Genomic DNA, 19954 nt, shown 5'->3' with positions numbered 1-19954 from the left:
GAGGAGCGCGGCTTCCTGCCAGTTCATTCCCGTCTGGCTCGCGGCGTCCGGCCCTTGACGCGGTCCCGGTCGGCACGGACGACGTCGAGCACCATGCGCTCCGCACGATCCAGTACGGCTTCCACAGGCTCTTTGCGCAGATCCACCGAACGCAGCGTCACGCCCCAGAACGTACCAAGCCCCAGCCACAGCAGTCAGCCCTTCAGATGTCGTAGGACTGCGTCAACAAGCAGTGCGTTGGCAGCCTCGGCCCTGCAGGACGGGATCCCCGCCGACGACTCGAGCCGTACCTCCACGCCCGAGCCTGGGCGACGACCGAGCCGCACTGACGCGGGTGGAACGAGGGGCGGGTGAGCGGCCTCCGGCAGCTCACCCGCCCCTCATCTGTTCATATCCGCAGCTCAACACGCAGAACTTGGCAGGGAACGCGCCTGGCCCGACGAGCCCCCCCCACGCGATGCACGAATCCCAGACCCTGCGCATCGAGCGCATCCACGCCGTCCCCGCCCACGAGAGCGCCTGGGCCGTCGCCGCGTACGAGACTCGCGTCTCGGACCACATGTGGCCTCTCACCGTGACTGGTGCAACCCCTGCCCCCGTGCTGCAGGAGCTGCCGGCCCACCTCGCCGGTGATGGATGGGACATAGCCGTCGGCAGTGCCGTGGACGAGAAGTCCGTCACCGCCGCAACCAGGCCACTCGTGGAAGCTGGCTGGAAGCACGGCATCGACGGGCGCTGGATGCGCTGGACGAACCTGTCCGAGGACGCGGGGGTTGCAATCCTGTGTTCACAGCGCACTTGACTCCGAACCGGCCGGGTGCCTCCATATCAGCAGAGCCTATGGCGTGGTCAAGGCGCCGCTCGTCCACGCGGCGCGCAGCGCCTTCTTGTCCACCTTGCCGACCTTGGTCGTCGGCAGCTGGTCAAGCAGCACCGTCTTCCGGGGCGTGTACAGCTCTCCCAGCTCGGCGGTCACCGCCGCGCCGACCGCCTCCGGGTCGATCTCGACACCCTCGGCCGTGGCGAGGAAGATCTGTACGGCTTCCCCGTACTCCTCGTCCGGGACGCCCAGCGCCGCCGCGTTGCGCACACCGGGCAGCGTGAGCAGGAAGTCCTCCAGGACTCTGGAGTAGACGTTGTCGCTGGTGCTGCCGGTGACGATGATGTCCTTGGCCCGGTCGACGAGATAGAGGTAGCCCTCGGCGTCGAGGTAGCCCAGGTCGCCGGTGCGCAGCCAGCCGTCCTGCAGTGCCGCCGCGGTGCGCTCCGGGTCCTCGTAGTAGCCGAGCATCACCGCGTTGCCCCGGACACACACCTCGCCGACCTGCCGGACGGGCAACGCCGCAGTGCTGTCCTCGGCACGGATCTCGATCTCGGTGTCGGATATCGCGCGACCGCAGCTGCGCCAGAGCTCGGGGCGCAGGGCACACTCCGAAGCGAGCTCCTCCGCGCCGAACGCGGCGATGGCGAGCGCCTCCGACTGCCCGTAGCCCTGGCCGAGCACCGGCCCGAAGACCTCGACCGCCTGCTGCAGCCGGCTGGGCGACGTGGCCGCGCCGCCCACGGCGATCCGCCGCAGCGCGGGCAGGACGCCCGGCTTGCACTCCGGATGGTCGAGCACCGCGTACATCATGGGCGGCACGAACATGGTGGCGGTGATCCGCTCCTCGCGCAGCACCGTCAGCGCCGCGCCCGCTTCGAACTCGGGCAGCACGACCAGGGCGGACCCCGTCACCAGGGCCTGGATCGAGGTGAGATGGCCGCTGCCGTGCGTGAGCAGCGTGGCGGCGAGCACCCTGTCCGTGCTCGGGTCCATGGTCGGGAAGAACGCGGGGCCGGAGTCCTCCGCGGCGTCCGTCATCAGGTCGACCAGCATGTCGTAGAGCCGGTGGGTGTGCGCGGCGAGCTTGGGGCGGCCCAGGGTTCCGCCGGTGTAGAGGACGGTGACGACCTCGTCCGCTCCCGGGGCGGGCACACCGTCGGGGCGCGCGTCCGGGCACTCGGCCGCCAGGGCCAGCAGGTCCGCGCACCGCTGCTCACACGGGCCGAGGCTGAGCAGTGCGGGGGCGTGGACGCTGCGGCCGGCCGCATCGGCGGCCCGTTCCGCGAAGAGCGGGTCGGTGACCACGGCGCGCGCCCGGGACTGCTCGACGAGCGCGGCGAGCTCGCCGGGCCCCGGCTCGGGCGGCAAGAAGACGACGCGACAGCCGATGAGATGGACGGCGAGCTGAACGAGGACCGAGTCGACACGGTTGGCCAGAAAAAGCCCCACCCCGTCACCGGGCGCGAGCCCCTGCCCCCGCAGCGCATGCCCCAGCCTGAACAGCTGCCGCCGGGCTTCCCCTCTGGTCAGCCGCTGCGCCCCCTGGACGAGCGCCTCGGCGTCCTCGTCCTTGTTCCAGTGCTCCAGAATGCGGTCCACGTACGTCCGCGGCTCGGATATTTCCTGTGCGTTAACGATCACCAACACATGCAAACATGCCGCTCAGCGGCCTTGATCTCATGGGGGCCACGTTCGGCCATCGCCCGGTGGAGTATCATCCCCGCAATGCAAATCCGGTATTCGCAGGTCAGTTGAGCGTCTGAGAGAGCGCACCGGACGCCCGTCATCATGGCGGAGTATCGCTCCCCGTGGTGTGGTCCCAGCAGGCCCTTGCACGGAGAGCCCCGGACCGACAGCAAGGTTGGCCCGACGCACCGCGAGAACCACTGGCCGCTGCCCTGCGGGGGTGTGAAGCTCGCGCATGACCAGCATCTCCACAGACGGCCTTCCTGGCCCTGCTGGGCTACCGACGTCCCCGCGCACGCCCATGGGGCCAGGTCACCCTCAACCTCTACGACCACCTGGCTGCCTGCGCCCACAAGCGGCCGGGAGCCCGTCTGCGCATCTCCTCCGACCGCTTCGGCCTCGAAACCCGCCGTCACGCTCACCGGCGGCAACCGCGACGACAGCACCCAACTCCTGGCACTGCTGGACGCGGTCGCACCGATCGGGGGACTTCGCGGACGCCTCCGGCGCAAGCCCCGACGCCTGGATGCCCCGTCAGGTCTGCACTCAGCCTCTTCGGTGACTGCGGCGAGCGGTGACAGGTACTTGGCCTGCGGGCCGATGCGGCGTTCTGAGACGCGCTCGTGTACGCCGGGCGCCTCACGCCGAGGCCGACCCGTGCCGGAAGGCCGGACACGCGCAGGCGAAGGGATGACCGACCCGAATCAAGTGTGGAGCCGGAGCCGGTCGTTGAGTGCGGCACCGACGTCGGGGCAGTTCTTCCGGATGGTGTCGAGGAAGGCGCGCAGCACCGGGGAGTGATCGCGGGCCGCGAAGGACAGGACGAGATCGGGCAGGGACGTGCGCGGGGTCACTTCACAGAACCGCACTCCCGGACGCGGGACCGCCCTCATACGGGACGGCCCCAGGCCGACGCCCACGCCCGAGGCGGCGAGGCCGATGATCGTGTGCACGTCCCTCGCGACGGTCGCGCCGCCGAGAGCCGATGAGTCCGTGCCCAGCAGGGTGCGCAGTCCGGCGACTACAGCGGGCTCGTCCTCGCCGGCCGACACGATCAGCGGCTGTCGCCGCAACTGGTCGGCACTTACCGACTGTTGACCCGCGTACGGGTGCACCGTACTTACCACAGCGATCACGTGGTCGCGTCCGATCGGAAGGGACGCGAGATGCTCGGCTCCGGCACCCCGTGGCGGGCCGAGGGTGAGGGCCACGTCCAGCTCCCCGGCGACGAGAGCTGAGCTGCTGCGGCTGGTCGCCATCTCGTGCAGTTCCAGTCTCACGTCGGGCCGTTCACGGCCGAACCGGCTCAGGACGCCCGGCAGCGGGTCGAGCAGTGCCGAGGCGATGAAGCCGAGGCGCAGACGTCCCGTCTCGCCGCGCGCGGCCCGGCCCGCGTCGATCGTGGCCGCCGCGATCTCGTCGAGCGCCCGGCGTGCCCGCGCGAGGAACGCCTCACCGGCGGCGGTCGGGAACACCCCCTGACGTGTGCGGTCGAACAGGCGGGCCCCGACCTCGCGCTCCAGGTCGGCGATCTGCTTGGACAGCGGCGGCTGCGCGATGCCCAGTTCGCCGGCCGCCCGGCCGAAATGTTCGTGCTCGGCGAGAGCAACCGCGTACCGCAGGTGTCGCGCTTCCATGACTCGCCCTCCATCCCATCGATCCCATCGGCTGCCGACAAGACCTCAAAGATATTGCCACGCCACTTACCAGATCTATGAATGGATGGCGCTGTGGTTCCTGTCTGGAATGGAGCCATGAAGAACGTATCCCTGACCGACACCGTCTTCGTTTTCGTGCACGGCGCCTGGCACAGCTCCGGACAGTGGGCAGCGACGCAGCGCGCGCTGGCCGGACTGGGCGCTGCGAGCGTGGCCGTCGACATGCCGGGGCACGGCTTCGACGCACCCCTGCCCACCGGATACCTGCTGCCCGGCCAGCCGGGCCTGCTGACCGAGAAGTCACGGCTCGCCCCCCTGACGATGGACGACTGCGCCGAGGCAGTACTGAGCGTCCTGCGCCAGGTGCGTCACCATCGCACTGTCGTGCTCGTCGCGCACAGCGCGGGCGGCGGTCCATCGTCCCTGGCCGCGGAGCGGGCGCCCGAGCTGGTGGACCGAATCGTCTACCTGTCCGCGTTCGTCCCGGCCGGGCGGCCGCGGTTCTTCGACTACCTGGGCTCACCCGAGAACGCCACCGCGCTGGGCCAGAACCTGAACCTCGGCGACCCCGAGGCCCTGGGCGCCGTAAGGATCAATCCGCTCTCACCGGATCCCGCCTACCTCGACGAACTGCGGGAAACCCACTACCACGACACCCCGCTGGACCGCTTTGACCGGTGGCGGTCCGCGCTGAGCCCTGATCTGCCCCTGGCGATCCCGACGGCTCCGGTCACCCTGACCGCGGCACGGTGGGGACGAATTCCACGAACTTTCCTGCGCTGCGCCGAGGACCGGGCGCTGGCACCGGCCGCGCAGGACCTGATGATCGCGGAAGCCGACCGTGCCTTCCCCGGTAACCCGTTCACTGTGCGTACCCTGCCCGGCAGCCACAGCCCGTTCGCAGCCCGGCCGGGCGAGCTCGCCGCGGTCCTCGCCTCGTGAGCCGGCCTCGGCCCGTGACGGGTTCCCCGTCCCCGAGCGCGGGACGGCTCGCGGCCGGTGGCGGCGGGCATGCTCATCACGGCCGCGCGCCTCGGCGACCGGTACGGCTACCAGCGGCTGTTCGTGCTGGGCGCCGTCGTCTTCATGGCCGGTTCAGTAGCCGCCGGGTGTGCTCCCGATGCCACGTTCCTCATCGCGGCCCGGCTGGTCCAGGGCGCGGGCAGCGGCTTGGTCGCCCCGCAGGTTCTGTCGATCATCCAGGTCGCCGTCCCCGCTGCCCGGCGCCCACGGGCTCTCGGCCTGTTCGGTGCCACGGTGGGAGTGGCGTCGCTGGCCGGGCCGCTGACCGGCGGACTCCTCGTCGGCGCCGACCTCTTCGGTCTCGGCTGGCGCTCGGTGTTCCTGGTCACGGTGCCGGTGGCACTCGTCTCGCTCGCGGGCGCGACCGTACTGTCTCGCACGCGAGGCACGGCCGGACAACGCATGGACGGGCTGGGCGTGTTGCTGACCAGCGTGGGCTTCGGTGCGCTGGTGCTGCCGCTCACGCTGGGAGGGGAAGCCGGCTGGCCCTGGTGGACATGGGCGACTCTGGCCGTTTCCGCGGCCGTTCTCGGCTACTTCGCCCTGACTCTCCCGCACCGGCCGAATCCCCTGGTACATCCGTCACTGTTCCGCGACCGGAGGGCGCGTGCGGGGGTGCTGCTGGTGTTCGCGTTCAACTCCGGGGTGCCGTCCTTCACGTATCTGCTGTTCCTGCATCTGCAGTCGGCCCTCGGGTATCCCGCCCTCACGGCCGCGCTGACGTCGGCTCCCTTCGCGGCAGCGGCCGTGCTGGGCAGCCGTAGCGCACCCGCGCTGGCCCGCCGACACGGGTCGGCCGTGCTCACGGTCTCGGCGCTGGTATTGGCGGGGACGGCCCTGGCTCTCGCACCGCTGCGGCGCAGACGGCGGCCTCACCTGATCCGGAAACTTGATGGCAGACCTGCACACCGGACTGCTGCCCACCACGTCACCGGCCGCCAACACGTCGACGGTCCGCCCCTCTTGCAGAGGGACGGACCGTTTGAACTGCATGGATCATCGGAGCAGCACGTCCAGGTGGTACCTGCTGGTCGACGTCCAGTCGCAGCGCCACCGTATGACGTTGGTGTGGTTGTCCACGTACCACTGGCCGCGCTGGTTGCACGCGGCCTTCTTGTTGAAGTCCTCTCCGGTGTCGTACCAGGACGAAGAGATCGTTGACGGGGCAGCAGTCGCCGTCGCCGGCACGGCGACAACGGCGGTAGCACCCAGAACAGCCGCCGCGACGGCCAATCGCATTCTCATAGGTGGACTCCACTTGTAGTGCGGGATGTTGGACGGTTACCCGTGTTCGGGTTTCCCGTCGGATCGGGTTTCCCGTCGGATGGGGTCTCCCGTCGGATCGGGTGTTCCGAGCTTGCTTCCTGGGTCTCGGGATGTCAGCACACAACCTGTCCGGGACATGTTCGGAACAGGCCCCGGACCTGTCCGGGCTGGTCAGCCAGGTGCGGGGACTGCTGTCCGCGTCCGCTGCCGCCGATCGGCGCGTCGACAGCCCCCATTGGTCCGGTCGGGAAGCGCGAGAGCGCCTGTGGTCCCAGTACGGGCAGCCCACCTTCCCGGCCCTGATTTCCAACTCTGTGCCCCGAACAGCTCGTTTTGCTCTTGTGTGTCCAACTCACGCTTGCAAGCCTGTCCGGTGTTGCGAAATCAGAGGAAAGTGGAGGGGGTGGGCGGACATGCCCGATAAGCCGTCACATGATCCCCAGCGAGCCAGGACACCAAGTGAGTTCGTCCTGGTGATGCGGGCCATGAGGGACCGTTCCGGCCTGACGTACCGGCAGTTGGCCGTGCGCGCCGAAGAACACGGGGACGTGCTCCCGGCCAGCACCCTTGCCGGGGCACTCAGCCGCGGTTCGCTTCCCCGCTCTGAGGTCGTGGAGGCTTTCGTCCGCGCCTGTGGTGGCTCTCCGGAGGACGTCGAACGCTGGCTGGCCGCCCACCGCGACCTGACCTGCGGCGGTCTCCACCACACCGGCCCCGAGGACGCCCCGGTGGTGGACGGCACGGCCGCAAGCCGCGCTCACCAGGCGGAACCTGTCCCCCCAACGAGGAAGGGGGCGGGCCCGAGACGGTCGGCACGCGGTCGTCTCATCGGCGGCGCCTCCTTGGCGCTGCTGGCCGTGATCGGCGCCTCCCTGGCGGTCACGCACCTCACCGGGGACGAAACAGCCCTGTCCCATGTCACCGGTGCGCCTTCCGCCTCCATCACGCCTCGTCCTGCGCCGGCCGGTCCCCAGCCGGGCGTCTACCGCATCCGTTCCGCCGCCTCGTCACTCTGCCTGTCCGAACGGGAAGGTGAGGGCGGCGGCCGCGTCTACCAGGCCACCTGCGCGAAAGCCGTCCCGGTCTACTCCGTGGAGCCGGTTGAAGGCGGCGCCTACCGGATCCGCTCCCTCCACCCGGTCTTCGGCTACGGCTGCCTTGGCGTGACAGGCGGAAGCACACGCGCAGGTGCCCAACTGATGGACGACTACTGCGGCCACCGCGGAAGCGCCGAACGCTTCCAGCTCCAACCCGCCGGCCACGCCCGCTACCGCCTTCTCCCCGCCCACACCAGCGCCTGCACCTCGGTCCCCGGAGGCCCACCTACACCATGGACCCCCGTGCTCCAGCTCCCCTGCCGCCCGGACGACCCAGGCCAGCTCTTCCTCTTCGACAGCCACCCCCCACCCACGGCCATCCCCTCCATCACCAGCAACTGACCTGACCGCGCACTGACCCGACTGCGCCCACCGGCGTGGAAGCCCCCCACCACGACTCCCTGGCCTCCAGGCAGCCACTCGACACCATTCGGCTGCACCTCACGTGTGTATCGCCGACTCAGGCACCACAAAGCCGTCAGCAGCTCTCGCTGGATTGGGGTCAACACGGAGCAGCACGGCATTCCACCTGGAGGTGATAGGCGCGCCTGCGGCCGTCCGGAAGGATCGGCGTTGAAACGGCACCCAAGTCCCCGGAGGCCTCGTGCCCGTGTTCCCTCTGTTCCGCAAAGTCGCCCTGGCCGCCGCCTCGCTCATCCTGGCCACCTCTCCGTCCGCCTTGGCCGCACCGCCGCCGAAGGCAGCCGAGCCCTGTTATGTGGAGCACTTCTGCCTGTGGGGGCGCGGGCAGTTCGAAGGACCGATGGCCTCCTACACCAAGGGCAGCCGGAACGTGGCCGGCCAAGGCCTCACGCGGGGCGGCTGGTCAGCGTGGAACCGCACCAGCGAGGCATGGTGCCTGTGGTACAAGCCCGGTTACGCAGGCGGCGGGAAGTCGGTCGTGAAGCCGGGCGAGAAGGTGTCGGTGACCTTTCACCCGTTCAAGTCGCTCCTGCCGCGCAGCGCCTGGAGGTGCTGACGAGGGCGCCCGCCAGGCCGTCGACCACCTCGTGGCACTCGGACACCGCGACATCGCTCATATCGACGGAAGCAGGGTACCGGGCACCGCCGACCGCCGCCGTGGCTACCGCACCGCGATGACCCGCCACGGCCTCGCCGACCACATCTGACACTGTCGGACAGGACCTCCCGCCCCTTGCGGAAGGCGCCGTCGGCCGGGCCATCGCCCGAATGGATGCAGAGGGGGCGCCGGGCCCCGAGACCGTCATCGCGCCGCGACTCGTGGTCCGCGCGACCACGGCGGCGCCGCGCCGGGCCCTGTCGTAACTCGCGCCGTCCGCCCGTGGGACAGACCAGGCGTCGCCCGACAGGCGCGAGGCCGACAAGAGGGCCCAGGGCTCCGGGCTGAGGGCCCAAGGCTGAGGGGACCACCCGGACGGCGCCGACCCGATTGCGCCGGGCGCCGACGCGCGACAGGGCGCGGGCGCTCCTATGCTGGAGGTTCAGGACCTTGCGGCCCGTGTCCCATGGCACTGCCGTGACCTGCGGCTTCTGTGCTGTCGCGCCGCAGGCGGACACATGTTCATCCCGCGCTCGTGCTCACACGGGTGTGCACACACGCTCGGGCTCGGAGTTGCGGAACGTGGCCTCGCATGGTGGGGAGTCACTCCATGACGCATTTCCGAATACGTTTGCGTCGGGCGGCTGCCGCGGCTGCCGCGGCAGGGATGTTCGCACTGCCGATCGCGGGCGTGGCCGGATGCGGTGGCCCCGCCACGTCGGCGAATCCGTCGCCGTCCGCTTCCACATCGGCGTCCCCGGACGAAGTCCGTGACATCACCCCTGGCGTGACGCAGCAACTCGACACCGTCGTCCAGCGGATCATGCAGGAGGCGAACATCCCGGGTGCGACCGTGGGACTGTGGACGCCCGACGGCAACTACGTGCGGTCCTTCGGGCTCGCCAACCAGAGCAACGGCCAGGCCATGTCGCCGGATCTGCACATGCGGATCGGGAGCGTGACCAAGACGTTCACCGTGACGGCGCTGCTGCAGTTGGTCGACCGGCACAAGGTGAACCTGGACGATCCGATCGGGAAGTACGTCGAAGGCGTACCCAACGGAAGCAAGATCACCCTGCGCGAGCTGGCCGGAATGCGCAGCGGCCTGTTCAACTACTCCAAGGACGAGGCCTTCTACGAGGCGCTGAAGACCGATCCACACCAGCCTTTCGTCCCGCAGGAGTTGCTCGACTACGCCTTCCAGCACCCTGTGCTCTTCCCGCCGGGAAAGAAGTTCGAGTACTCCAACACCAACCTCATCCTGCTCGGCCTCGTCATCGAGAAGGTCACCGGTCAGCAACTGCGCGACTACATCAAGAAGGACGTCCTGAAACCGGCCGGCCTGGACCACACGCTCCTGCCGGTCGACGCCACGTTCCCGATCCCGCACGCGCAGGGATACACGACCCAGACCGCGAACGGGGACGTCCAGGACGCGGCCGACTGGAACCCTTCATGGGCCTGGGCAGCCGGCGCGATGATCTCCAATCTGCAGGACCTGCGCGTATGGGCGCGTACGGTGGCCACGGGCAAACTGCCCGGCGGCGGCGACCTGATCAGTCCCGACCTGCAGAAGCAGCGTCTCACCACACCCCCGACGCCCATCCCGGGCATCGGGTACGGCCTCGGTGTCTTCAGCGTCCAGGGGTGGATCGGACACAACGGTTCGCTGCCGGGCTACGAGTCCCTGGTGGTCTATCTGCCGTCGGCACGGGCGACCCTCGTCGTCCTGCTGAACACCGACATCGACCATGACAACCAGGAGCCCACCACGCTTTTCGGCGAGGAGATCACGAAGATCGTCACGCCGGGCCACGTCTTCAACCTGCCCGCGGAGCCCGCGGCCAGGTAGGCAGGTAGGCAGGGACCGGGACATTACCTATGTACCGGGCGTGACGTCCGGGCCCCTCAGCCCCTTCATCACGTAGCTGAACCGCGCTGAACGCGCCACAATTCGTCAGGGCAGGCAGGACAGCCGGACGCTGAGCAGCTCGGTCCGCAGCACGGGCGTGCCATCGACAGGGGCCGGGTCCTGCGCAGTTGGTTCGATACCGCCAGCGGCGATCTTGTCAAGAGTCTTCAGGCCGGCGGCACCGACCGTGCCGAACACCGTGTAGTTCGGTCGCAGCGCGGAGTCGCCGTAGACGACGAAGAACTGCGAACCGTTCGTGTTCGGACCGGCGTTGGCCATCGCCAGCAAGCCGCGCCCGTAAAGGCGACGGACGCCGGTCGGATCGCTCGGTGCCGGCGGCAGGTCCACCGGCAGCTCGTCCTTGTACTCGTACCCCGGCCCGCCCTCGCCAGTACTGGTCGGGTCGCCGCACTGCAGGACCTTCAGCGTCGGATACGCCGTCAGCCGATGGCACACCGTACGGTCGTAGAACCGGTGCCGCGCCAGGTGTACGAAGCTCTGGACCGTGCACGGCGCCTTCGCCCGGTCCAGACGCAGCGGAAGCGGGCCCTGGCTGGTCCGGACAGCCATACCGACCGTGCCGTGACTGGGGGTGTGCCGCGGATCGGGCGGCAGGGAAACCCGCCGCGCCGCCGGCTCGTCCGGGGTCTGGGCATACTGGCAAGGACCGTGCGTGGTTCGCGGCGGGGTGCCGGAAGCAGAGGCAACACTGCCCGAGGACACGACCAGCGCCGCCGCAGCCAATGCGGTCATGAGAGTTCGCCTCATCCTGCACACCCTCCAGAAAATCGCCAGATTTCGGAGCGGTCGCAGTCTAAAGCGCGGCCCGGCGGGCGAGAAGCCGCCCGCCAGCCACATCCGCCTCTCAGCCGTCAGCCTGCAGCCGCAAGCCACTTCGGATGTGGCACAGCCCGACTGGCATAAGGTCCGCCACGTGTGATCGTGCTGGGCAGGGGCCCAGAATTGCGACGACGGATAGCTGGCGCCTCCGTCGAAGCACGGCTCGCAGTTGTCCTCGCACAGGTGCTCATAGAGATCCAGCTGGATTTCCTGGAAGTCCGTGGGGATGCTGATCGGCTTGACGGCGGCACCTCCCCCTCATTGTTCGCCTCGATCACCACGTAGCACGGTCCTCGGGTTCGGCGTACGGCTTCGGGGAGAGCCCGGCCTTCGTCGTGCAGTGCTCGCATGGGTGGGGCGGCGGCCTGGCGGTAGGCGGTTCGCAGGTGCTCGGCGGCCTGTCGGGAGGCGTACCAGGCTGCGAGTCCGACGGCCGTATCAGGTTCGTTAGGCGCGCAACGCCTGCGACAGCGCGTCCAGGGTCACGCCGACGATGGCCAGGAGCTGCGCCGGGCTCGCCCCGGCCCTGCTCATGACGGCGAGCGACTGGTTCACAGCCGCCGCGTGCACGGCGAAGGCTTCGGCGTCCTGGTCGGTCAGTCGGCCGGCCTTCAGCGCGGTGCGCAGGCGCAGGCGCTGGAAGCCGAGCGCCTGCTCGGCGTGCGCTGCGACGCTCGGACTCAGCACGGGGATCGCCATGGCCGACTGGGCAATCAGGCATCCGTCGGGTAGTTCGGGATCGGCGATGCGCTCGAGGGTGACGTCGAAGAACGCACGAACAGCGGCAACGGGTTCCGAGGCTGCACACGACAGGGCGGCGTCGTACTTCTCGCCGTACCGCGCGGCGTAGAGATCCAGGCAGCGCAGGAAGAGCGTGTCCTTGCCGCCGAGGGAGGAGTAGATGGAACTGCGGTTCAGGCCGGTTGCCCGAGACAAATCGTCCAATGAGGTGTCGGCGTAGCCATCGCGCCAGAACTGGATCATCGCGGCGTCGAGCACCGTGTCCATGTCGAACTGCTTCTTGCCTGCCACGCGGCACTTCCTTGCGATGCGTCGATGGTTCGGACCGTGGTGCGCACCATTCTATCTTGAACCGATCAGTTCAAGATGTGTAGCCTTCAAGCGTGGCCATGGCCGGGCATACCGCGTACTTCGCGACCGCGCGAGAAACACACCACGTGGTCCCAGCCACCGCCGTCCGCTACACCGTCCCAACCGCGCACCTGACACCGACGGAGGATCCCGTGACCGGCCCAGCAACCAGCACTCCGCATGTCTCCGAAAGCAACCCCATCCGCGACCTGCCCCTGCAGCACCTGGCCGGATTCACTCACCGCTGGGTCGACGCGGACGGCGTCCGCCTTCATGCCGTCGAAGGCGGACGGCGGAGCGCCCCGGCCGTCGTCCTGCTCGCCGGATTCCCGCAAACCTGGTGGGCCTGGCGAAAGGTGCTGCCCGGCCTCACCCACCGGTTCCGCGTCATCGCGATCGACCTGCCGGGTCAGGGCCACTCCGAGCGTCCGGAGCGCGGCTACGACACGCACGCGGTCGCCGCGCACGTCCACGCCGCCGTGAAGGCTCTCGGCGTGTCGACCTACTCCCTGGTCGCCCACGACATCGGCGCCTGGGTCGCGTTCTCCCTCGCCCTCAACTTCGAGAGCCACCTGCGCGGGGTCGCTCTGCTCGACGCCGGAATTCCCGGCATCAGTCTCCCGGAGGCGATTCCCACCGACCCGGATCGTGCGTGGAAAACCTGGCATTTCGCTTTCCACATCGTGCCCGACCTGCCCGAGACGCTGCTTGCCGGCCGCGAACGCGAGTACGTCGCCTGGTTCCTGAAGGTGAAGGCCCTGTCTCCCGACACGTTCGACGACGCCGAGATCGACCACTACGCGGCGGCCGTCGCCGCCGACGGCGGCCTGCGCGCTTCCCTCGCGTACTACCGAGACGCGGCGGAGTCAGCGCGTAAGAACCGCGAGGCGCTCAACTGGCGGCACCTGACTGTGCCGATCCTCGGAATCTCCAGCAGCCACGGCTCCGTTCCGGACATGGCCGCCTCCATCAGCCCATGGGCCGACAACACCACCGGAATCGTCGTGCCCGACGCCGGCCACTTCATCCCGGACGAGCAGCCCGAAGCGATCGCTGCCGCGATAGCAGACTTCATCGCCGACGACCACTGACACCCGTCGCCCCCGACCGCGCCGTCCCAGGCCGCGCGAAACTGGGCCGTCTCCAACCGCGCGCTCGCCCATGGTCGGCCGAGCCACTTGCCGCAGATGCGTGCGCAGCCTCTCGCGGGATTGTCGTGGCCGGCGCAGCGGCTCCCGCGACGGGGCGATACCCGATGACTGCACGCGTGCGGTCCGGGCCTGTTATCGCCCGACACCCCGTGTGCCCAAGGCGAGCGCGCCGGCCATGACGAGGCCGCCCACGCTGAGCAAGGTGAAGGTGCCGCGCGAGCCGAGCGCACGGCACGGGCCGGCGGTCAACAGGGAACATCGCGCCTGGACGGACAGCGCGCTTCCGGTGCTCTGAAGAGACCCGAACGACACCAGCGACATGGCGGACCCGATCGAGCCGATGGAGAGTGCGGAGCCGATTGAACCAATGGACAGCACGCTCCCCACCGACCCGATGGACAGCAAGGACCCCGCGGAGCCGATCGACAAGAAGGAGTCCCTCGACCACAAGGAGAGCGCGGAACCTCCGAAGACGGGCGAATAGGAGTGCGTCATGGGAGGCATTGTGCCGTGAGAAAGCACGGCTCACACCGCATCACATGGAGGCTGAGCCAAAGGAACCACAAGAGGAAAGGAACACCGCCAACTCTGTTCCTGACCACGGCAAGCGCGTCATGATCGACGCCCGCGCGCCCTCTCCGGTCTTCAGGCCGAAGGTCGCCCCAGGTCGCTGTTCATCTTGTCCCGGCTGGCCGCCAGGAGTTGTTGTGCCTGCCGCTCGATCTCTTCGGGGTCCAGTCCCAGGGCGCGCCCCAGGTTCGTCGACCAGACCTCCGAGCGCACGCTGGCTTCGAAGTTGAGATCGGCGCGAATGGTGTCCCGTGAAGCCTGACGATTCTGGCTGACCATGACGAACGTCGACAGGAAGATCGCCTCAAGGCTGACGATCATGGTCAGCAGTCCGAACGGGAACGGGTCGAAGACCGCGGCCTGTCCGAAGATCCCCTCGTTGATCAGGATCCAGCCGGCGAACCAGACCATGTGCACATAGACGAAGACCATCGACCCCGCGAAGGCGGTGATCTTGTCCGCAAGGTGGTCCTGCACACCGCGCCCATGGGCGAAGAGTTCCTGCTCATGCGGCAGGCGGATGACGGGGTGAGGCCCTTGGCCACCCGCCGGACCACCGCGATGCGACGTCATTACGTCATAGTGCATCCGCCGCAGGCGTCGGCAACGGAACAGCGCACCCGTCGGCGCGTTGATACCCCGGGCCGGTGGAACGGAGATCCACCGTCAGCTCGTACGCATCAGAGTGAGTCTTCCGTACCGTGCAACGTCGGAGTCTGCGCCTGGTTCTCTTGTTCGTTGATGTCGCCGGAATCCGGTGGCAGGAGAGTGACCGTCATCTGCAGTCCGTCCGGGTGACCCTCCGCGTGAAAGCCGACCAAGCCGGCCTCGGCGAGCCGGTACAGGGCGGTGCGGACAATCACGGACGGAACCCCGAGGGCGAGCGACCAGCGCCGCAGTGCCCACCGTGCGCTCGCGGAGGCCTGGAGTGGTGTCCCCGAGCAGCGGGCCTGGCACCTGGCGCAAGCTGCGGTCGACCCGGACGAGCAGATCGCCGGTCTCCTCGAAGACACCGCCGGCGTCAGCGCCCGGCGCGGTGACGGGCCCAACGCGGTGGCAGCGCTCGTGTGCGCCGCCGAGCTGAGTCCGGCGGCTGCCGAGTGGGCCGGCGGCCGGCCCAGGCGGCGTACCTCGGCACGCCCCTCACCGGTGGGGTACGCGACGTACCCCGTCTGCTGGACGACGCCCGCCGGGCCGCACCGGACGGCGCGTCCCTGACCCGGCGCGGTGGCCACGGCGCTGTACCTGCTCAACAGCTACGGCGACGTCGACACCGCCCACCGTCTGCTGTCCGGCGCGATCGCTCTCCAGCCCGAACCGTACGACCCGGCCGACGCGGCCGTACTCGAAGCCGCACGGTACAAGGCCGGACAGGCCCCAGTCGGAACAGTCCTTTCACAGCGCGGGCGAGATGGTGAACAAGGCGTCGACCGGGACATCGTCCTCACCATGGTCACCGCCTCGGCCGCACTGGAAGCGGTGACCACGGGCCCCGGCGGCGTGCTGACCTCTCCACACACCACGCCGGGGGTCCTGATCGACACCTCCACGGTGTCCCCCCAGGTGTCCGCACTGATCCGGAACAAAGCCGCCGACCACGGGACCGACTTCCTGGCCGCCACGGTCAGCGGGAACCCAAAGGTGATCAACGCGGGCAAGCTGACGGTCGCGGTCTCCGGCTCACCCGAGGTGTTCAGCCGGGTCGAGCCGTTGCTCGCAGTGCTGGGGCGTGGGGTGACCTACGTCGGCGAGGGCGAAGCCGCTCGTCTCGTCAAGATCGCGCACAACGTCTTCCTCGGTGTCGTCACCCAGTCGCTCGCCGAGATCACCGTCCTCGCGGAGAAGGGCGGTGTCAGCCGTGCCGCCTTCCTGGAATTCCTCAACGACTCCGTGATGGGTTCGGCCTTCACGCGCTACAAGTCACCCGCGCTGGTCAACCTGGACTTCACGCCGACGTTCACCATGCCCCTGCTGCGCAAGGACCTCGACCTCGGGCTCGCCGCGGGCCGCGAGCTGCAGGTCCCGATGCCACTTGCCGCCGCCACCGCTCAGCTCGTCGCGGGTGCCATCGGGGCGGGGCATGTCGAAGAGGATTTCGCCTCCTTGATTCTCGGGCAGGCCAGGAGCTCCGGTGTCACGCTGGAACCCCAGAGCGTGCCAGTGGATGATGACCTGTCATTCCAAAACTGACCGCCGGCCGACACCACCGGTACGACCCGTCGTTGTTGCGCCGGGTCGTCACGCAACCAGCGATGTCCGTCCACAGCTGAGCCAACTCGGGCAGGCAGTGCCTGGTCGGCGCCGAGGGCTCCGGTGCAACGCCCCAGTGCCTGGGTCCTGAGCCGTTCGGGTCCGTTCTCGGCAGTTCGCCTCGTCGACTGCGTTCTCTCGCGGTTGGCTGTCATGGTGCAAAGGAGTCCGGCGCTGGTGTTTCCAGCCTGCTTTGTGCACGCGGTCGCACCGTCGCGGAGATCGTCGAGGACAAACGAGAACGGGGCCCAGGATGCATCGCGACAAGCTCGGCATCTATCTGAATGACCACTTGGCCGGTGCCACCTTCGGTATCGGGCTGGCGAAGCGCATTGCCCACCAGCACCGGCACTCGGCACGCAGTACCGACCTGCAGCGCATCGCCGACGAGATCGCTCAGGACCGGCAGAGCCTTCTCGAAGTCATGGACACGCTCGGCGTCCCCGCACGCCACTACAAGATCTACGGTGGCTGGACGGCCGAGAGGCTCGGGCGTCTGAAGCCGAACGGTGCCCTGTACCGGCGCTCGGGGCTGAGCACGTTGATCGAGCTTGAGGCCCTGCGACTGGGCGTCGAAGGGAAGAGCCTTATCTGGCGCACACTCCTCGTCGTGGCTGCGGAGGAACCCCGTCTGGACGAATCTCAGCTCCACAATCTGCTGGACCGGGCTCGGGGCCAGATCGAGACGCTGGAGGCGCTACGCCTCACGGCAACGGCGGCAGTCTTCTCACCCGCGGCTCGCAGCACGACTCCTGACAATGCGTAAGGCTACGGCGATGTCCTCGCTCGGATGGAGGGCTGTCACGGTGAATTCGCCGATCGGTACGAGTGAATACACAGGACGGGCCGTTGCTCAGAGTTGGTGCAGGGGCGCACGGCCGGCAGCAAGGCGCGAGGCACCAACTGCGAGGCCCAGGAGCACACAGTGAAGAACATGCCACGCGTCACATTCGTGATCGCAGGTGCTTGCGGTCTGCTCCTGGCCGCCGGCGGCACGGCCGGAGCGGAGAACAAGTCCGACAACGACGTGCAGCACGTCGGTGGCGGGGGCACGCAGAGGCTGTGAACCGGCACTGACTCGACACTGACTCCGGCCCCTCCGGCCCTGGCACGAGCCGGGGCCGGAAGGCTGTGGTGGAACCGTGACTGCAGCTGGCTCGAGGGGGAAACCCAGACGAGACCGGAGACCTCCGGTACCTAGGCAGGACACCACAGTTGAGCGACGCCGAACTGGTCTGCCCGGCCGTCGCACAGGCTCTGCCGGGCTTCGCCTCGGATGCCCACTGACTGCGGTTCGCCCATACCAACCTGGGCTCGATGCTGGAGCGCGAGCGTCATCTGGCCACCGACCGCCCTGGGCTGCTGGTCAGCGCGGACGAGAGCTTCGCCTCCAAGGAGTTCGAGAACGACCTCGCGATGCACGGCACTGATCGCGTTCAATCACTGACGGTAACGGAACTGTGTCTCGGCCCAACCGGCGACAAAGTCTCGCCGGGCCGTGCACATGACGCTGCGCCGCCCCAACGAGGACCGGGTCGCCTCGTTCCACTGCCATCCTCATCAGTGGCCGCGGCCCGTGAGGAACAACCCGCCGCAGCGGGCGACACGGAATCTACGACCGAGCAACCGGACGTGGGCCGTGCGGACAGGCCGGTGTGGAGGGTCGAGGAGAAACTGGATGGGGTATCTGCGCCGGTTGGCCGCCGCACCAGGGGGCCGCACCAGAGCTGCGTACGACGCCCTCGTGCCTCGCCGCCTTCGCGGTGCTGCCGCAGCGGGCATCCGGTGCGCCGTCGACTGCGCTGCCTCGCGTTGCGAGGCCCTCCCCCCGCGCTGATCCTGAAGGGGAGGCATGCCGACCATTCGAGTGAACCGAGCGCGGAGGGCGGCGGCGCCTGCCGTCATCGTGGCCCGAGCGAGGAGCGGGGTTCCAGATGAGGCTTGTGGTCGATCTCAACCGGTGTCAGGGGTTTGCACAGTGCGCCTTTCTCGCCCCGGACGTCTTCGCACTGCACGGCGGGGAGGCACTGCTCTTCACCTCCCGCTTCGACGAGGCACTGCGTGACCAGGTGGAACAGGCTGCGGCCGCTTGCCCGGTCCAGGCCATTCTCGTCGACTTCTCCGACGAACCGACCAAGGGGGCAGAGGGCCGTGTCGGCTGACGGCGACGTCAAGGCCCTCCGCCGAAAGGGCCGGATCGTTGTCGTCGGCGCCTCGCTGGCGGGCCTGCGTGCCGCGGAGACGCTGCGTGACCAGGGCTTCACCGGGTCGCTGACGCTCGTCGGAGACGAGCCGTACGAGCCCTACGACCGGCCCCCGCTGTCCAAACAGGTGCTGCTGGGGCTGGAGTGTGCCGAGGACACCGCGCTGCCGCGCACGCGCGACATCGATGCCGAATGGCGTCTCGGTGTGGCCGCCGCGGGCTTGGACCGGGCGGCCAAGGACGTGCGCCTGGTGAACGGCGACACGCTCCCCTACGACCGCCTGCTGATCACGACCGGGACCAAGGCCCGGCCCTGGTTCCATCCCGAAGAGGCCGCGCTGGACGGGGTCTTTGTGCTGCGCACCCGCGACGACTCCGCTCGGCTGTTCCGGAAACTCGCCGCCGGCCCGCGCCGGGTGCTGGTGATCGGCGCCGGTTTCACGGGCTCCGAGATCGCGTCCGTCTGCCGGGAGCGGGACGTGGAGGTGACCGTCGCCGAACGCGCTCCGGCGCCACTGGTGGGCGCCCTCGGTGAGGTGGTCGCGACAGTGGCGGCCCGGCTGCAACGCGATCACGGAGTGGATCTGCGCTGCGGTGTCAGCGTCACCGCGTTGGAGGGCGACCCCGCCGGGCGCCTGCGGCGAGCCCACCTGTCCGACGGATCGGCGATCGATGTGGACGTGGCAGTGGTCTGCCTCGGCGCCCTCCGGAACACCGAATGGCTCGCCGGTTCCGGGCTGGCGGCCGGCCCCAGAGGTGTTGCCTGCGACGCGGGGTGCCGGGTGTTCGACGCCAACGGCATCGTCACCGATGACATCTACGCCGCCGGTGACGTCGCCCGCTGCCCCCATCCGCTGTTCGGATACCAGTTCCTGTCACTGGAGCACTGGGGCAACGCGGTGGAACAGGCCCGGATCGCGGCACACAACATGCTCTGCGCGAGCACCGACCGTCGCCCGCATCTGTGGGTGCCGATGTTCTGGTCCGTCCAGTTCGGCGTCAACATCAAGTCGGTGGGTGTGCCCACGCTGGGCGATCAGCTGGTCGTAGCCCAAGGGGCGCTCGACGAGGCGCGGTTCGTCGCGGTGTACGGGTATCGAGGCCGGGTCATCGCCGCGGCCTCCTTCGACGCGGGGAAGTGGCTCGGGTTCTACCAGCAGCAGATCGAGGCCGGAGCGCCGTTCCCGCCGGACTACGCACTCGTGGACCGCCGCACCGACACACTGCAGCCCGTCGATCCGGCCTTCCCGGACCCCCACCTGCCCACCCACGAGCCGACCGTCACCGTGACGGGGCACTCGCCGACCGAGCGGCGCGTCCAGTTCGTCGCACCCCATGCCTGACCCTCGCCGGAGGCGTCGC

General features: G+C 69.0%; 20 protein-coding genes and 1 pseudogene. 14 read left to right on the top strand and 7 right to left on the bottom strand.

Going from position 1 to position 19954, the window contains the following annotated elements:
• Positions 1-23 precede the first annotated feature (23 nt).
• On the bottom strand, positions 24-161 hold the full coding sequence (locus K7396_RS34435; RefSeq protein WP_158101082.1) for a hypothetical protein: 138 nt from the start codon (positions 159-161) through the stop codon (positions 24-26).
• Between the two features lie 296 nt (positions 162-457).
• On the opposite strand from K7396_RS34435, the gene K7396_RS34430 reads away from it, so the two are divergent.
• Entirely contained in the window at positions 458-802 is a 345-nt protein-coding gene (locus K7396_RS34430) for a DUF317 domain-containing protein (RefSeq protein WP_174887047.1), read from the top strand.
• Between the two features lie 36 nt (positions 803-838).
• Here the strand turns inward: K7396_RS34430 and K7396_RS34425 are convergent, their stop codons facing one another.
• The gene (locus tag K7396_RS34425) at positions 839-2464 is read right to left on the bottom strand and encodes a class I adenylate-forming enzyme family protein (protein ID WP_223660323.1); all 1626 of its coding nucleotides are present in this window, start codon (positions 2462-2464) and stop codon (positions 839-841) included.
• A gap of 749 nt (positions 2465-3213) precedes the next feature.
• The gene (locus K7396_RS34415; protein WP_086715924.1) at positions 3214-4146 is read right to left on the bottom strand and encodes a LysR family transcriptional regulator; all 933 of its coding nucleotides are present in this window, start codon (positions 4144-4146) and stop codon (positions 3214-3216) included.
• 117 nt (positions 4147-4263) lie between these two features.
• On the opposite strand from K7396_RS34415, the gene K7396_RS34410 reads away from it, so the two are divergent.
• The 7 genes and pseudogenes from K7396_RS34410 to K7396_RS34385 all read left to right on the top strand — a co-directional run bounded on the left by K7396_RS34410 (position 4264) and on the right by K7396_RS34385 (position 10426).
• Positions 4264-5109: an alpha/beta fold hydrolase gene (locus tag K7396_RS34410; RefSeq protein ID WP_086715926.1), complete on the top strand. Its 846-nt coding sequence runs from the start codon at positions 4264-4266 to the stop codon at positions 5107-5109.
• A gap of 69 nt (positions 5110-5178) precedes the next feature.
• A complete protein-coding gene (locus K7396_RS34405; RefSeq protein ID WP_223660322.1) occupies positions 5179-6351 on the top strand; it encodes an MFS transporter in 1173 nt (390 codons plus the stop codon).
• A 215-nt stretch (positions 6352-6566) separates the two neighbouring features.
• Positions 6567-7109 (top strand): annotated as a pseudogene (locus K7396_RS36060) (helix-turn-helix domain-containing protein); the annotation flags it as partial.
• Positions 7110-7298: 189 nt separating this feature from the next.
• Positions 7299-7895, top strand: a complete 597-nt coding sequence (locus K7396_RS34400) for an RICIN domain-containing protein (RefSeq protein ID WP_223660321.1) — start codon at positions 7299-7301, stop codon at positions 7893-7895.
• A gap of 262 nt (positions 7896-8157) precedes the next feature.
• The gene (locus K7396_RS34395; protein WP_086715931.1) at positions 8158-8532 is read left to right on the top strand and encodes a peptidase inhibitor family I36 protein; all 375 of its coding nucleotides are present in this window, start codon (positions 8158-8160) and stop codon (positions 8530-8532) included.
• 31 nt (positions 8533-8563) lie between these two features.
• Complete coding sequence (locus K7396_RS36055; RefSeq protein WP_373866985.1) at positions 8564-8683, top strand: hypothetical protein; 120 nt, start codon at positions 8564-8566, stop codon at positions 8681-8683.
• A gap of 501 nt (positions 8684-9184) precedes the next feature.
• Positions 9185-10426, top strand: a complete 1242-nt coding sequence (locus K7396_RS34385; protein ID WP_086715934.1) for a serine hydrolase domain-containing protein — start codon at positions 9185-9187, stop codon at positions 10424-10426.
• A gap of 105 nt (positions 10427-10531) precedes the next feature.
• Here K7396_RS34385 and K7396_RS34380 read toward each other — a convergent pair whose 3' ends face one another.
• Both K7396_RS34380 and K7396_RS34375 read right to left on the bottom strand, forming a co-directional pair.
• Entirely contained in the window at positions 10532-11239 is a 708-nt protein-coding gene (locus K7396_RS34380; RefSeq protein WP_223660320.1) for a peptidylprolyl isomerase, read from the bottom strand.
• Positions 11240-11773: 534 nt separating this feature from the next.
• Positions 11774-12358 (bottom strand): TetR/AcrR family transcriptional regulator, encoded by a 585-nt coding sequence (locus K7396_RS34375; RefSeq protein ID WP_086715940.1) that lies wholly within the window; start codon positions 12356-12358, stop codon positions 11774-11776.
• Positions 12359-12570: 212 nt separating this feature from the next.
• Here K7396_RS34375 and K7396_RS34370 point away from each other — a divergent pair, with 212 nt between their 5' ends.
• Positions 12571-13509 carry an alpha/beta fold hydrolase gene (locus tag K7396_RS34370; protein ID WP_086715941.1) on the top strand — a complete coding sequence of 313 codons (939 nt, stop codon included), beginning with the start codon at positions 12571-12573 and terminating at the stop codon, positions 13507-13509.
• A 705-nt stretch (positions 13510-14214) separates the two neighbouring features.
• Here K7396_RS34370 and K7396_RS34360 read toward each other — a convergent pair.
• Together K7396_RS34360 and K7396_RS34355 are read right to left on the bottom strand one after the other, a co-directional pair.
• Positions 14215-14712 carry a DUF1003 domain-containing protein gene (locus K7396_RS34360; protein ID WP_086715943.1) on the bottom strand — a complete coding sequence of 166 codons (498 nt, stop codon included), beginning with the start codon at positions 14710-14712 and terminating at the stop codon, positions 14215-14217.
• A gap of 107 nt (positions 14713-14819) precedes the next feature.
• Complete coding sequence (locus K7396_RS34355; RefSeq protein ID WP_086715945.1) at positions 14820-15002, bottom strand: hypothetical protein; 183 nt, start codon at positions 15000-15002, stop codon at positions 14820-14822.
• A gap of 364 nt (positions 15003-15366) precedes the next feature.
• On the opposite strand from K7396_RS34355, the gene K7396_RS34350 reads away from it, so the two are divergent.
• The 5 genes from K7396_RS34350 to K7396_RS34335 all read left to right on the top strand — a co-directional run bounded on the left by K7396_RS34350 (position 15367) and on the right by K7396_RS34335 (position 19935).
• Positions 15367-16329: an NAD(P)-dependent oxidoreductase gene (locus K7396_RS34350; protein ID WP_223660318.1), complete on the top strand. Its 963-nt coding sequence runs from the start codon at positions 15367-15369 to the stop codon at positions 16327-16329.
• Positions 16330-16642: 313 nt separating this feature from the next.
• Positions 16643-17155: a hypothetical protein gene (locus tag K7396_RS34345; protein ID WP_086719928.1), complete on the top strand. Its 513-nt coding sequence runs from the start codon at positions 16643-16645 to the stop codon at positions 17153-17155.
• A 168-nt stretch (positions 17156-17323) separates the two neighbouring features.
• A complete protein-coding gene (locus tag K7396_RS35770) occupies positions 17324-17455 on the top strand; it encodes a hypothetical protein (RefSeq protein ID WP_263295995.1) in 132 nt (43 codons plus the stop codon).
• A gap of 868 nt (positions 17456-18323) precedes the next feature.
• Positions 18324-18551, top strand: coding sequence for a ferredoxin (locus K7396_RS34340; protein WP_086719924.1), 228 nt, complete (start codon positions 18324-18326; stop codon positions 18549-18551).
• Positions 18541-19935 (top strand): NAD(P)/FAD-dependent oxidoreductase, encoded by a 1395-nt coding sequence (locus K7396_RS34335; protein WP_086719922.1) that lies wholly within the window; start codon positions 18541-18543, stop codon positions 19933-19935. Before K7396_RS34340 ends, K7396_RS34335 begins: the two co-directional genes overlap by 11 nt.
• Positions 19936-19954 lie beyond the last annotated feature (19 nt).

The organism is Streptomyces angustmyceticus, assembly GCF_019933235.1.
Lineage (GTDB): Bacteria > Actinomycetota > Actinomycetes > Streptomycetales > Streptomycetaceae > Streptomyces > Streptomyces angustmyceticus.
This window is presented reverse-complemented; position numbering and strand designations above follow the sequence as displayed.

Bases quoted from the DNA above. Each gene is read 5' to 3' on its own strand.
- K7396_RS34430 (WP_174887047.1), top strand. From the start codon at position 458: ATGCACGAATCCCAGACCCTGCGCATCGAGCGCATCCACGCCGTCCCC.
- K7396_RS34415 (WP_086715924.1), bottom strand. From the start codon at position 4,146: ATGGAAGCGCGACACCTGCGGTACGCGGTTGCTCTCGCCGAGCACGAA.
- K7396_RS34410 (WP_086715926.1), top strand. From the start codon at position 4,264: ATGAAGAACGTATCCCTGACCGACACCGTCTTCGTTTTCGTGCACGGC.
- K7396_RS34405 (WP_223660322.1), top strand. From the start codon at position 5,179: ATGCTCATCACGGCCGCGCGCCTCGGCGACCGGTACGGCTACCAGCGG.
- K7396_RS34385 (WP_086715934.1), top strand. From the start codon at position 9,185: ATGACGCATTTCCGAATACGTTTGCGTCGGGCGGCTGCCGCGGCTGCC.
- K7396_RS34380 (WP_223660320.1), bottom strand. From the start codon at position 11,239: ATGACCGCATTGGCTGCGGCGGCGCTGGTCGTGTCCTCGGGCAGTGTT.
- K7396_RS34360 (WP_086715943.1), bottom strand. From the start codon at position 14,712: ATGACGTCGCATCGCGGTGGTCCGGCGGGTGGCCAAGGGCCTCACCCC.
- K7396_RS34345 (WP_086719928.1), top strand. From the start codon at position 16,643: ATGCATCGCGACAAGCTCGGCATCTATCTGAATGACCACTTGGCCGGT.
- K7396_RS35770 (WP_263295995.1), top strand. From the start codon at position 17,324: ATGCCACGCGTCACATTCGTGATCGCAGGTGCTTGCGGTCTGCTCCTG.
- K7396_RS34340 (WP_086719924.1), top strand. From the start codon at position 18,324: ATGAGGCTTGTGGTCGATCTCAACCGGTGTCAGGGGTTTGCACAGTGC.